The sequence below is a fragment of the Mycobacterium sp. NGS58 genome (assembly GCF_059812385.1).
This window is the reverse complement of the sequence record NZ_JCALCO010000037.1, coordinates 1-13324: the sequence shown is the minus strand read 5'-3', so window position 1 is coordinate 13324 and position 13324 is coordinate 1. Positions and strand designations below refer to the sequence as shown.

The window sequence follows — 13324 nt, the reverse complement described above, 5'->3', positions numbered from 1 at the left end:
AGCAGCCGCACAGCAGCCCGTCCGACCACCCGTTGTTAACCCCGCGCCTTGGCGCGCGACCGGCTGCGGGCCCGGGAGGTGGCGTCCAGCTCGACCTTGCGCACCCGCACGATCTCCGGCGTCACTTCGACGCATTCGTCGGCGGCGCAGAATTCCATGGCCTGCTCGAGATCGAGCTCGAGTGGCCTGGCCAGCGTTTCGATGACGTCGGCGGTCGACGACCGCATGTTCGTCAGCTTCTTCTCGCGGGTGACGTTGATGTCGAGATCCTCTGCGCGCGGGTTGATTCCGACGACCATGCCCTCGTAGGTGTCCTGCCCGGGTTCGACGAAGAACTGGCCGCGGTCGGCGAGCTGAATCATCGCGAACGGTGTGATGGTGCCCGCGCGGTCGGACACCAGCGACCCGGTGTGGCGGGCCCGGATCTCCCCCGCCCACGGCCGGTAGCCGTCGAAGACGGCATTGGCGATGCCGGTGCCGCGGGTCAGGGTGAGGAAATCGGTGCGGAAGCCGATCAGCCCGCGGCTGGGCACGATGAAGTCCATCCGGACCCAGCCCGCCGCGTGGTTGGTCATCTCTTCCATGCGGCCCTTGCGGGCGGCCATCAGCTGGGTGATCGCCCCGACGAACTCGTCGGGGCAGTCGATGGTCATCGCCTCGAAGGGCTCGTGCAGCTTGCCGTCGATCGTCTGGGTGACGACCTGCGGCTTGCCGACCGTCAGCTCGAAACCCTCGCGCCGCATCTGCTCGACGAGCACCGCCAGCGCGAGCTCGCCGCGGCCCTGCACCTCCCAGGCGTCGGGCCGGTCGATGTCGACCACCTTGATGGAGACGTTGCCGACGAGTTCGGCGTCGAGCCGCGACTTCACCATGCGGGCGGTCAACTTGTGACCCTTCACTTTGCCCGCCAGCGGCGAGGTGTTCGTTCCGATGGTCACGGAAATGGCGGGCTCGTCGACGGTGATGCGCGGCAGCGCGTGCGCGTGGTCCGGATCTGCCAGCGTGTCGCCGATCATGATCTCCGGAATGCCCGCGACGGCGACGATGTCCCCGGCGATGGCTTCGTCGGTGGGCGTACGTTCTACGCCCTCGGTCACCAGCAGTTCGGTGATTTTCGCGTTCGTGATGACGGGATGACCGTCCACTTCGCGCATCCAGGCCACCTGCTGGCCCTTACGGATCCGGCCCTTGTAGATGCGGATCAGCGCAAGCCGTCCGAGGAAGGCCGAGGCGTCGAGGTTGGTGACCAGCGCCTGCAACGGCGCCTCGGGGTCGCCCTGCGGCTGCGGGATGTGCTCGAGCAGAACGTCGAACAGCGGATCGAGGTTGTCGCCCTCGGGATTCTCGCCGTTGGCCGGTTCCGTCGTGCTGGCGATGCCCGCCCGTCCCGAGGCGTACAGCGTCGGCAGGCCGAGGGCATCCTCGGCGGCCTTCTGCGCTTCCTCGTCGAGGTCCGATGCGACGTCGAGCAGCAGGTCATGGCTCTCCGAGACGACCTCGGAAATCCGGGCGTCCGGCCGGTCCGTCTTATTGACGACCAGGATCACCGGCAGGTGGGCGGCCAGGGCCTTGCGCAGCACGAAACGCGTCTGCGGCAGCGGGCCCTCGGAGGCGTCGACCAGCAACAGCACCCCATCCACCATGGACAGCCCGCGCTCCACCTCGCCGCCGAAGTCGGCGTGGCCCGGGGTGTCGATGACATTGATGACGGTCGTCGTCCCGTCCGCGTGCCTGCGATGCACGGCCGTGTTCTTGGCCAGGATCGTGATGCCCTTTTCCTTCTCCAAGTCCCCGGAGTCCATCAAGCGCTCGACCGCGTCGTCACCCCGGTGATGCAGCGCGCCCGACTGCCGCAGCATCGCGTCAACCAGGGTGGTTTTCCCGTGGTCGACGTGGGCGACGATGGCGACGTTGCGAAATAGCACGTCGGTGATTGTGGCAGCGGGGGGCCCCGGATAGCGAACCGGCTGGTGACCGGTCGGGAGCGTTGTGCGTTCGCGGCGTCGAGTGTGCGGGGGCGGCGTCTCGCATCGGCGTGTCGTCTACCTGGCTGCACAACCGAAGCCCAGGTCGCACGCCGAACGCCGTACGGCGCCCTGGTGGCCGTCGCCTTATGCGTCCTTCGCCGATCCGCTACCAGCCCCGCCGCCGCGGGGCCGTACCGACGAGTTCGCCCTTGTCCGCCACGTCACGGCTGCGGTAGACGATGTAGGGCCGGAACAGGTAGCCGATCGGCGCACTCAATATGTGCACCAGGCGGGTGAACGGCAACAGCGTGAACAACACCATGCCGATCAGGGCGTGCAGCTGGTAGTCAAGCGGCGCGTTGATCATCACCTCACCGTGCGGCTGGAATATCCAGATCCGGCGGAACCACAACCCGACCGTGTAGCGGTAGTGGAACTCGCCGCCGTGCGGGCCGGTGCCGATCAGGTCGCAGTACAGCCCCACCACGATGGCCAGCACCAGCACCACATACATGATCTTGTCGCTGCGGGTGGTGGCCATGGATACGGCAGGCCGGGTGAACCGGCGGTAGATGAGCAACCCGATTCCGACCAGCGTCGCGATGCCCGCCGCCGACCCAGCGATGACCGCCTGCAGGTGGTAGACGTGGTCGCTCATCTTCAGCATGTGAGTCACCCGGGGCGGGACGAACAAGCCCATCACGTGTCCGGCGAACACCGCGAGGATGCCGAAATGGAACATCGGGCTGGCGATGCTCAGCAGTCGCGACTCGTAAATCTGCGACGAGCGCGAGGTCCAGCCGAACTTGTCGTAGCGGTAGCGCCACCAGGTGCCCACGATCAGCACCGACAGCGTGACGTAGGGTGCGATGTCCCAGAACAGGACGTTGCTAAACACTTGCGGTTCCTTTACGGGGTGGCACGGTCAAGGTAAACGGTTGCAGCCCAACAGCTTCCGCGGGCGGCCCGGCTTTCGCGAGCCGCTCGGCGCGGCGCACTTCCTGATCGGTTGCGGCGGGCAGGGTTTCGCAGACCGCGGCCACCGTCGGCTCGTAGACCGAGTTGGCGTCGGCCAGGGCGCCTCGCAGTACGTCGATGGGCACGCGGTGCTGGTCCAGCAGTCGCCGGCCGGCCTCGGGATCCACGGTGGCGGCGAACTCGAGCACCACGGTCAGATGATCGGGCGCCTCACCGCCCGGCGGCTGCACACCCGCCTCGCGGTATGCGGTGGCGAACGCCAGCATCTCCCGGCCCCGGTTGCGGGTGTCCCCCGCGGTCCAGTAGGTCAGGTACATCGTGGCGCGCCGGCGCATGTCGAACGTGGCGACGTAGTCCATGGCGGCGGCCATGGGCTCGCGGGCGCGCAGCGCCGCGACCGTTTGGCCCAGCAGGTCTGCCGCGGAACCGCTGATATGGCCGAGCATCTCGTCGACGGCGTCCAGCCGCCCGGCCAACCCCTCGTCCGGGTAGGCCAGCAACAGCGACGCGGCCTGCCACACGAGGCGATCCTGCATCGCCCGGTTGGTGGAGCGCTCCCGGAGCGCCGAAAGCAGTTTCATCGTTGCTGCTCTTCGGGAAACATTCCGGCGGGCACCTGGCCGCCGTCCCAGTTGAGCAGGTTCACCCGCGTCGACCGCCGGGAGTTGGCGGGGTCGTCGCCGCGTTGCTTGAGGGTGTGGAAGGTCTCCACCGACACCACAGGATCCGACTCGTACATGCCCGGCCCGCCGTCACCCGTCAGCGAGCAGCCCATGTCCTCGAGCTCGCGGGCCTGCGGCGCGAACGCGGTCGGAATGACATAGCGCTCTTCGTATTTCGCGATGGCGAGCAGCCGGTACATCTCGTAGATCTCCTCTTCGGTCAGGCCGACCGAATGCGGGATGTGCGCCTGGGTTTCGCGGCCGAGGTTGATGTCGCGCATGTAGGAACGCATGGCGGCCAGTCGCCGCAGCACGCCTTCGACCACGGCGGTATCGCCGGCGGTGAACAGTTCGGCCAGGTACTGCATCGGGATACGCAGCGCGTCCAGCGCGCCGAACAGGTTGCCGAGGTCCTCCCCGTCATGCCCGTCGCGGCTGACCGCGTCGACCACCGGCGAGAGCGGCGGGATATACCAAACCATCGGCATGGTGCGGTATTCCGGGTGCAACGGCAGCGCCACCTTGTAGGTGTGAATCAGGGCGTACACCGGGGAACGCTGTGCGGCCTCGATCCACTCGTCCGGGATTCCCTCCGCCCGCGCGCCCGCGATGACGTCCGGATCGTTGGGGTCCAGCAGGATCTCGCACTGCGCCGGGTAAAGATCGGTCTCCTTCTCCACCGACGCCGCCTCTAGCACCCGGTCGACGTCGTAGAGCACTACGCCCAGATAGCGCAGCCGCCCCACGCACGTCTCCGAGCAGATGGTCGGCAGGCCGACCTCCATCCGCGGGTAACACAGCGTGCACTTCTCGGCCTTGCCCGTCTTGTGGTTGAAATACACCTTCTTGTAGGGACATCCGGAGACACACATCCGCCAGCCGCGGCAGCGGTCCTGGTCCACCAGCACGATGCCGTCCTCGCTGCGCTTGTACATCGCGCCCGACGGGCACGACGCCACGCAGGACGGATTGAGGCAGTGCTCGCAGATCCGGGGCAGATAGAACATGAAGGTTTCCTCGAGCGAGAGTTTGACCTCTTCGCTGACCTTCTTCAGGATCGGGTCCTCGGCCAGAATCTCCGGTGACCCGGCCAGGTTGTCGTCCCAGTTCGGCCCCCACGAAATCTTCATGGACTCACCGGTTATCAGGCTTTTGGGTGCGGCCGTGGGGAAGGTGTCGCCCGCGGGTGCCGTGGTCAGGTTTTCGTAGTCGTAGGTCCAGGGCTCGTAGTAGTCGCCGATGAGGGGCAACTTCGGATTGGCGAAGATCCGCAGCAGCTTGTTCAGGCGGCCTCCGTCGCGCAGCCGCAGCCGGCCCTTCTTGTCGCGGATCCAGCCGCCGCGCCACCGCTCCTGGTCTTCGTAGGTGCGCGGATAGCCTTGCCCGGGGCGGGTTTCGACGTTGTTGAACCAGACGTATTCGGTACCGGGCCGATTGGTCCATGCCTGCTTGCAGGTGACCGAACAGGTGTGACAACCGATGCATTTGTCGAGGTTCATCACCATCGCCAACTGCGCCATGACCTTCATCAGTACGTCACCTCCTGGCTGCGACGACGCACAACGGTCACCTCGTCACGCTGGTTGCCGGTCGGCCCCATGTAGTTGAACGCGAACGCGTGTTGGCCGTAACCACCGGCCAGGTGGCTCGGCTTGATGCGGACCCGGGTCAGCGCGTTGTGGTTACCGCCGCGCTTGTTGTTGATCTCGCTGCGCGGCGTGTCCACGGTGCGCTCCTGGACGTGGTAGACGAACACCACGCCGTCGGGCATCCGGTGCGAGACGATCGCCCGGCACACGTAGATTCCGTTGGCATTGACCGCCTCGACCCAATCATTGTCGCGCACTTGAATTTTCGCCGCATCACCCGGGCTCATCCACATCGTCGGGCCGCCGCGGGACAACGAGAGCATGTACAGGTTGTCCTGGTAGGTGGAATGGAACGACCACTTGGAGTGGGGCGTCAGGTAGCGGACGGTGAGCCCGATTCCGTCCTCGGTCGGGCCCAGCGTCGGCTGGCCGAACAGTCGGGTCATGTCTAGGGGCGGGCGGAACACCGGTAGGTGCTCGCCGAGCTCCTCGACCCAGTCGTGCGCCAGATAGAAATGCATCCGCCCGGTCAGGGTGTGGAACGGTTTGAGGTTCTCGATGTTGATGGTGAACGGCGCGTAGCGGCGGCCGCCGGTCTCACTGCCCGACCATTCCGGGCTGGTGATCACGGGAACCGGCCGCGCCTGGGTGTCGGCGTAGCTGATGCGTTTGTCCTCGCTGCCCTCGGCCAGGTGTACCAGTCGCTGCCCGGTGCGTTTCTCCAGTTCGTGGAAACCCTCGACCGCGAGCCGACCGTTGGTGGTGCCGGACAGCAGCATCAGTACGTCGGCCATCCGCGCGGCGGTGGTAATCGCCGGACGGCCCGCTGCCACACCGGATTTCAGCACCCCGAACTTCGCGGACAACTCCTCGACCTCCCGGAAGGGGTGTACCGTGACACCCTTGGTGGTCAGACCGAATTTGTCGACCAGCGGGCCCAGGGTCAGCCACTTGTCGTAGATCGCGGTGTAGTCGCGCTCCACCACGGAGAGCTTGCCCATCGTCCGTCCCGGCACCGGCGTCGCGCCGGAGTGCAACCAATCCTGTTCGGTGCCATCGGGGTAGGACATCGCGTCCGGGGTGTCGTGCTGCAACGCGGTGAGCACCACGTCGGTGCGGGTGCCCAGGTGGTCCTTGGCCATGGCGCTGAAGGCGCGCGCGATGGCACCGAAAGCGTCGAAGTCCGAGCGGGTTTCCCACGGCGGATCGGTCGCAGCACTGAACGCATGCACGTAGGGGTGCATGTCGGTGCTGGAGATGTCGGCCTTCTCGTACCAGGTCGCCGCCGGCAGCACGACATCGGACACCAGCGTCGTGGAGGTCATCCGGAAGTCGATCGACATCATCAAGTCGAGCTTGCCTTCGGGAATGTCGCCATCGCACGTCACTTCCATCGGCCGCACCCCGTCCTCGGGCGGTTGCATTTGCACATTGGAGTCGGTGCCCAGCAGGTGGCGCAGGAAGTATTCGCCGCCCTTGCCCGACGATCCAATCAGGTTGGCGCGCCACACGGTAAGCACGCGCGGCCAGTTGACGGGATTGTCGGGATCGGTGACCGCGAGCTTCAGCTTGCGCTGCCCGAGCTGCTCGGCGACATACTCGGTCACGTCGCGCTCTGCGGCGCGCGCCTCGTCGGCGACGTCCAGGCTGGACCGGTCGAACTGGGGATAGAACGGACTCCAGCCCATGGCCGTCGCCGAGGCCAGCAAGTCCATCGTGTGCTTGCCCGCGAATCGGCCTCGGCCCACCGGGCTGGTCAGCTTGTCGGCCGCGTAGCCGTCGTACCGCCACTGGTCGGTATGCGCGTACCAGTACGAGGCGCCGGGCACCTGCCGGGGCGGACGCACCCAGTCGGTCGCCATTGCCATCGTCTGAAAACCGGTGAGCGGGCGCACCTTTTCCTGCCCGACGTAGTGGGCCCAGCCTCCGCCGTTGCGGCCCATCGACCCGGTCAGCATCAGCAGCGCCAGCACCGCGCGGTAGATCGCGTCGCCGTGAAACCACTGACAGATGCCGCTGCCCATGATGATCATGGAGCGGCCGCCGGATTCCTCGGCGCTGTGCGCGAATTCCCTTGCCACCCGAATGGCTTGGGCCGCCGACACGCCGGTGATGGCCTCCTGCCACGCCGGGGTGTTGTCCTGGGTGGCGTCGTCGTAGCCGGTTGGCCATTCACCGGGCAACCCGGGCCGCGCCACACCGTATTGGGCGAGCATCAGGTCGAACACGGTACACACCAGGTGCTTACCGATACGGCGCACCGGGACGCCGCGCGCCACGGTCGTTCCCTCGCCGTCCACCGTATCGAAGCTCGGCAGGTGCACCAGCGCGCTGCTGTCATTGCCGTTGCGGCCACCCGCGTCTCGCACGCTGAGTGCCGGAGTCAGGTCGCCGAGATCGAGGTTCCACTTTCCGACGCCCGACTCGCCGTACCGGAATCCCAGCGAGCCGTGCGGCACCACAACCGAATCGGTGACTTCGTCCAGCACCGCGGGTTTGAGCGCCGCGTTCTCGGAGCTCTTGAAGGCCTCCCCCAAATCCGCTGCCGTGAGGTTCTTTCCCGGCACCAGCATGTCACCGCGTTCTTCCAGTTTGATCAGGAAGGGAAGGTCGGTGTAGCGCCGGGAATAGTCGGTGAAGAACGGGACCTGCTTCTGCACATAGCATTCCGACAGGATGACGTGGCCCATGGCCATGGCCAGCGCCCCGTCGGTCCCGGCCGCACAGGGCATCCACTCATCGGCGAACTTGGTGTTGTCGGCGTAGTCGGGGCTGACGGTAACGACCTTGGTGCCGCGGTAGCGTGCCTCGGCCATCCAGTGCGCGTCGGGCGTACGGGTGATCGGAACGTTGGAGCCCCACATCATCAAATACGCCGCATCCCACCAGTCCCCGGATTCGGGCACATCGGTCTGGTCGCCGAACACCTGCGGCGAGGCGACCGGGAGGTCTGCATACCAGTCGTAGAACGACGTCATGGGGGCGCCGATCAGCTCGAAGAACCGGGAGCCGGCGGTGTAGGACACCATCGACATCGCCGGGATCGGAGAGAACCCGGCGACGCGGTCCGGTCCGTACGTCTTGATGGTGTGCACGTGGGCGGCGGCGATCAGTTCGGTGGCCTCGGCCCACGTGACGCGAACCAGTCCGCCCTTCCCGCGGGCCTGCTGGTAGCGGCGACGACGTTCGGGATCTGCCTGGATGTCGGCCCATGCCAGCACCGGATCGCCGAGCCGCGCCTTGGCCTCCCGATACATTTCGACCAGCACGCCCCGGGCGTACGGGTAGCGCACGCGCGTCGGCGAGTAGCTGTACCACGAAAACGACGCGCCGCGCGGACAGCCGCGGGGCTCGTACTCGGGCCGGTCCGGACCCACCGAAGGGTAGTCGGTCTGCTGGGTCTCCCAGGTGATGATCCCATCTTTGACGTAGATCTTCCACGAGCACGACCCGGTGCAGTTCACCCCGTGCGTCGAGCGCACCACCTTGTCATGGCTCCACCGGTCGCGGTAGAACACGTCGGCTTCGCGGCCGCCCTCGCGCGTGACGGTGCGCAGGTCGGCCGAGATCTCGCCGGGCGTGAAAAAGCGCCCGCTGCGCTCCAAGAGCTCCTCGAGCACTCCGCCAATGTGAGGTGTGACAGTCAAGTAGTACTCCTCCTAGTCGGTTGCGTCGCGCCTCGTCGCCAGCCGTTCGTTCGGCCCCGGATGCGTTGTGTTCGGCAATCAGCCGGTGATCCATGCGCCCGAATCAGCTCGGATCGGCTCAACGCGGCACGGCAGGCCCGCGGGCTGGGGGGCGATACAGCACCAGCATAGGTCTGAATCGGGTGCGAAATCAGGTCCGCCGCACGTGGGCAGTTCTTCGAAAAAGGCATCATGAGCATTGGTTTTTGCGCACCCGTGAGCGACCCGGCCCGGCACTGTGGCCGCGACGGCAACGTCTGGACAAGCATTCGGCTCGCTATCGGCACGCACATTCAGGGCAGCTTCGTGTGGCGTCGTTATTACAAGTCATATTGTTCTATTCAGTTCACTGCGTTGACCTGCAACACGGCTGTACATAAGCTGCCGGAAGTCTGTGGACTTGTTATGAGGTAGCTCTCTGCAGGGCTTCGGTCAGGTCCCCCAGCCAGTCACGATCGGCCGGCACCCAGTCGAGATCGTGCAGCTCAGCCGCGGTTATCCAGCGCAACGCCCGGTGGTCACGGGCGTCGGGCTCGCCTCGGATCAGGCGCACGCGATACGCCCGCAGCGTGAACCGATCGTCCACCGCGACGTCGTCGCCCAACCGGTCGCCCACGGCGACGTCGCCGACCGCCAGGCCCAGCTCCTCGGCCAGCTCACGGGCCAGCGCGTCGCGCTCGGCTTCACCGGCGGCCACCTTGCCACCGGGCAGTTCCCAGCGACCGGCCAGCTCCGGCGGGCGGGCGCGTTGTGCCACCAAGACTTTGGCATCGCAGATCAGGGCGCCTGCGACGACGATCTGGGTCGGCATGGCCAGTGACGGTATACCGTCGCCGATCCCTTGCTGGGCACGACGCCCCTGGCTCGCGGACCCCAACGTCAACCCCAATGGCCTCGAACCGTCGCGATGTCGATCGAATTCCCTTGCAGCACAGCGCCTCTCTTACAGTTCGAGCGCGACCGTGGGATACTCGACGACAGTCGGTCACCATCACTAATCGGCACTTCCAGGAATGGGGGTTGGCAATGAGCACCGAACACGCACAGACGTTCCGGCGCACCTTCAGGGGGTATGACACGGCCGCGGTCGATGCCTATATCCAGGCGTTGCTCGCCAAGCAGAAGTTCCTCATCGACGAGGTTCAGAACCTCAGGGCCCAGCGAAACGAAGCCGGCGATGAAGCGGCCGCGCTGCGCATCGAGGTCGCCTGCCTCACGGATGAGGTCGCCATCCTCTCGGACACCTCGCCCTCGCCCTACGCAATGCAACATCGGATGGCGAAGTTGCTGCGGCGTGCGCTCGATGAGATTTCCCAGATGCAGAGCGAGTCGCGCACCGAGGTAGACGCGCTCATCGCCCAGGCCGAGGCCGAGGCCGAGGCGGCTCAGCGCGAGCACCGCGAGTTGCTGGCCGACATCGCGGCGCAGCGAGAGGCGGTGGAAGCCGAGTGTGCGGCTACCAGGAGGGAGTTCGACGCCGAACTCGCCCGGATGCGTGCTGACGCCCAATCGTCGATCGATGAGGCGTGGCAGCAAGCCCAGCATGAGCGCGAACAACTCCTCGCCGAGGCCAAACAGCGAGCTCGCCATTCCGATGAGCAGGCCCGGTGTGTGCTCGCCGAGACGAACCAGCAACGAATCATGATCCTGGAAGAACTGATGGGCGTCGCCCGCGACCTTCAGAGAGTTCCGGACATCCTTGAGTCGGCATACCAGGAACGAAACAACCCGCCAGAGGGGAGCGTCGTGGTGCAGCTGGATCAGAAAAATCAGGCGCCGGGTCCCGCTGTTGCCTCGTAACTGTCCATCGGTCGGGGAGGGGCGCAAGTTCGGGGTCGATCCCCAACTTTGGGTCGGTTGCGAAATCATCCTCGAGCCGGTGACGGTATACCGTCGAGGCATGGCTGTCTTAACGGATGAACAAGTAGACGCCGCACTGCCCGATCTCACGGGATGGGAGCGCGCGGACGGCGCCCTGCGCCGCTCGATCAAATTCCCGAGTTTTCTCGCCGGCATCGATGCCGTGCGCAGGGTGGGCGAGCACGCGGAAAGCAAGGACCACCACCCGGATATCGATATCCGTTGGCGGACCGTAACTTTCGCTCTCGTCACGCACTCCGAGGGTGGCATCACCAAAAACGACATCGACATGGCCCGCGACATCAACGGCATCGTCGACAACTAGAGCGCGGCCGAGTCCTTCTGCTCGGCCTCCCGCCGCCCGGTTGCCGCGATCCAGCTCAACGTCGCGACCGCCGCCACGATGTAGATCAGTCCGGCCCAGGCCAGGTACCACGGCCGGCTTATCTGCCAGATGGTCGGTTGGGCGAAGCTGAGCAACCACGGCACGCCGACCAGGGTGAGGGCCAGCCAGCCCCAGCCGACGATCCGCGCACCGCGCCCCTCGCGCGCCGGGCCGTGGATCGCCCAGACCATCAGGGGTACCAGCCACACCCAGTGATGGGTCCAGGAAATCGGTGAGAGCAGCAGCCCGAACAACTCCACCACCAGCAGTCTGCCGAGCCGATCCGCGGAATCCAGGGCGCGCCAGGCCAGCACTGCCAGCACCGCGGTGACGGCGACGGCGGCCATCAGCTGCGGACCGAATCCGACGTCGTGGCCCAGGATTCGCGAAATGCCGCCGCGCCAGGACTGATTGAACGAGGTGGCGATGGGGCCCACCCGGTGGGCGTCGCCGAGCAAGTGGGTGAAGTAGTACCGCGTCTGATCGCCGACGACCAGCACCGAAACCCCAATCGTGCCAACGAAAACGACCGCCGAGAACACCGCCGCACCCCATCGGCGGGCGCCGACCAGATAGACGCCGGTAATTGCGGGGGTCAACTTGATCCCCGCCGCCACACCGACCAGCAGCCCCGACAGCCACCAACGCGTGGTGTACACCGCCCACAACACCGCGGTCATCAACAACACGTTGACCTGGCCGTAGTCGAAGGTGCTGCGCAGCGGCTCAATCCAGACGGCGACCGCCGTCCACAACATCGCGACGCGCCGGCCGGGGGCGCCGGCTGCCTCCCCCATCAACCGCTGGCTGAGCCGGATCGCGCCGTACAGCGCGGCCATGGTCGCGGCCTGCCAAAGGAAGGCAACGAGACCGAACGGCAGCAGGTGCAGTGGGTAGAAGACGACCGCCGCGAACGGGGGATAGGTGAACGGCAGCGGAAAATCCGGCGTCTGGTCCGCATAGACGTAGCTGTACAAGGTGCCGGGATGGTCGATCGCGGCGGATCCGCCGAGATACACATGCAGGTCGACGAAGTTCGCGCCGTTGGGAGCCAGATACGTCCAGGCCAACCGCGCGGCGATGCTCGCGATGAGCAGTATCGGCGCGGCCACCTGGAGGACGCTCGCCAACCGCTGGGGCCTGGATGCCGCCGGAGCGGCCGAGGTGGTGTCTATCCGCCCGACTTTAGCGAGGGGTTACGGCCAGCATTCCCGCCCAGCCCTGAAGGCCCGATTGACGCGCGTATTTGGCGCGTTCGGTCACCGATCCCGCTCGTATGCGTAACGACTCTATAAATGCCACACGTGTCACTTGAGTCCCATCTGCATCAAAGTAACTTCAGCGCCGAACCTGTAATCGATCAATCAGGGAGAGTCATGCCAACCATCTGGACTTACATGCGTGCAGCCGCCGTCGTGGTCGGTTCGTCCGCAGCGCTATTGACGGGCGGTATCGCCCACGCCGACCCCGTACCCGCACCGGCCTTGCCGAACATTCCGCAGCAGCTGATCAGCTCGGCGGCCAACGCGCCCCAAATCCTGCAAAACCTCGCGACGGCACTCGGCGCAACGCCGCCGGCGGCTCCGGCCACCCCGGGCATCAGCTTCCCGGGCGTTCCGGCGGCCACCTCGCCGGCAACCGCGGCGGCCCCGGCGGCGGGCCTTCCGTCGATTCCCGGACTGACCGCGCCGACAAGCCCCGCTTCCCCGGTGTCTTCTCCGGCGGCCAGCCCCCTCGTTCCGGGACTGGCGCAGTCGGCGACCCCCGCCGCTCCGTCGACGGCGACCGGCGGCATTCCGGGGATGATCCAGGGCCTGACCGGTGCGCAGCCGGCGGCCGCGGCTCCCGCCGCTCCGGCCGCTCCGTCGATCCCGGGCCTGCCGGCGATCCCCGGGCTGTCGGCACCGGCGGCACCGGCCGCTCCGCCCGCTCCGCAGCTTCCGCAGGCGCAGGTCAACATGCCGGCGCTGCCGGCCGGCCTGCCGGTCAGTGTGCCACCGAAAGTGACGCTCCCGCAGGATCTGCCGGCGCTCGCTTCGGGTCAGGCTCCGGCCGCGCCCGGCGCACCCGCGCCGGCGCCCAGCCCCGCGGGACCGGCGGCGCCGCTGCTGGCCGCCCTGCCCTGATCAGTTGATAACCGGCTAAACCACTACTGATAACCGGAGGACACCGTGGCAACCACTTGGAATCTGTCCAA

General features: G+C 66.6%; 9 protein-coding genes and 1 pseudogene. 3 read left to right on the top strand and 7 right to left on the bottom strand.

Annotated features, from left to right (window positions below):
• Positions 1-35 precede the first annotated feature (35 nt).
• From typA to AC5Y4H_RS24410, 6 genes are all read right to left on the bottom strand, one after another.
• Complete coding sequence (typA, locus tag AC5Y4H_RS24435) at positions 36-1925, bottom strand: translational GTPase TypA (protein WP_499986150.1); 1890 nt, start codon at positions 1923-1925, stop codon at positions 36-38.
• A gap of 208 nt (positions 1926-2133) precedes the next feature.
• Positions 2134-2865, bottom strand: a complete 732-nt coding sequence (gene narI, locus AC5Y4H_RS24430) for a respiratory nitrate reductase subunit gamma (RefSeq protein ID WP_499986148.1) — start codon at positions 2863-2865, stop codon at positions 2134-2136.
• Positions 2858-3526: a nitrate reductase molybdenum cofactor assembly chaperone gene (gene narJ, locus AC5Y4H_RS24425; RefSeq protein ID WP_499986145.1), complete on the bottom strand. Its 669-nt coding sequence runs from the start codon at positions 3524-3526 to the stop codon at positions 2858-2860. Before narJ ends, narI begins: the two co-directional genes overlap by 8 nt.
• Positions 3523-5136, bottom strand: a complete 1614-nt coding sequence (gene narH, locus AC5Y4H_RS24420; protein WP_499986142.1) for a nitrate reductase subunit beta — start codon at positions 5134-5136, stop codon at positions 3523-3525. Before narH ends, narJ begins: the two co-directional genes overlap by 4 nt.
• Entirely contained in the window at positions 5136-8843 is a 3708-nt protein-coding gene (locus tag AC5Y4H_RS24415; protein ID WP_499986139.1) for a nitrate reductase subunit alpha, read from the bottom strand. The genes narH and AC5Y4H_RS24415 overlap by 1 nt, the downstream gene beginning before the upstream one ends.
• Positions 8844-9285: 442 nt before the next feature.
• Positions 9286-9693, bottom strand: a complete 408-nt coding sequence (locus tag AC5Y4H_RS24410) for a (deoxy)nucleoside triphosphate pyrophosphohydrolase (protein WP_499986136.1) — start codon at positions 9691-9693, stop codon at positions 9286-9288.
• Positions 9694-9908: 215 nt separating this feature from the next.
• Here AC5Y4H_RS24410 and AC5Y4H_RS24405 point away from each other — a divergent pair, with 215 nt between their 5' ends.
• The gene (locus tag AC5Y4H_RS24405; RefSeq protein WP_499986174.1) at positions 9909-10682 is read left to right on the top strand and encodes a DivIVA domain-containing protein; all 774 of its coding nucleotides are present in this window, start codon (positions 9909-9911) and stop codon (positions 10680-10682) included.
• 100 nt (positions 10683-10782) lie between these two features.
• On the top strand, positions 10783-11067 hold the full coding sequence (locus AC5Y4H_RS24400; RefSeq protein ID WP_067123565.1) for a 4a-hydroxytetrahydrobiopterin dehydratase: 285 nt from the start codon (positions 10783-10785) through the stop codon (positions 11065-11067).
• Here AC5Y4H_RS24400 and AC5Y4H_RS24395 read toward each other — a convergent pair.
• Positions 11064-12320, bottom strand: a pseudogene (locus AC5Y4H_RS24395) (mannosyltransferase); the annotation flags it as partial. The gene AC5Y4H_RS24400 and the pseudogene AC5Y4H_RS24395 sit on opposite strands and share 4 nt — an antisense overlap.
• A gap of 183 nt (positions 12321-12503) precedes the next feature.
• On the opposite strand from AC5Y4H_RS24395, the gene AC5Y4H_RS24390 reads away from it, so the two are divergent.
• Positions 12504-13253, top strand: a complete 750-nt coding sequence (locus AC5Y4H_RS24390; RefSeq protein ID WP_499986131.1) for a hypothetical protein — start codon at positions 12504-12506, stop codon at positions 13251-13253.
• Positions 13254-13324 lie beyond the last annotated feature (71 nt).

Excerpts from the sequence above, each read along its gene's own strand:
- narH (WP_499986142.1), bottom strand. The coding sequence starts at position 5,136 with ATGAAGGTCATGGCGCAGTTGGCGATGGTGATGAACCTCGACAAATGC.
- AC5Y4H_RS24405 (WP_499986174.1), top strand. The coding sequence starts at position 9,909 with ATGAGCACCGAACACGCACAGACGTTCCGGCGCACCTTCAGGGGGTAT.
- narJ (WP_499986145.1), bottom strand. The coding sequence starts at position 3,526 with ATGAAACTGCTTTCGGCGCTCCGGGAGCGCTCCACCAACCGGGCGATG.
- AC5Y4H_RS24390 (WP_499986131.1), top strand. The coding sequence starts at position 12,504 with ATGCCAACCATCTGGACTTACATGCGTGCAGCCGCCGTCGTGGTCGGT.
- AC5Y4H_RS24410 (WP_499986136.1), bottom strand. The coding sequence starts at position 9,693 with ATGCCGACCCAGATCGTCGTCGCAGGCGCCCTGATCTGCGATGCCAAA.
- AC5Y4H_RS24400 (WP_067123565.1), top strand. The coding sequence starts at position 10,783 with ATGGCTGTCTTAACGGATGAACAAGTAGACGCCGCACTGCCCGATCTC.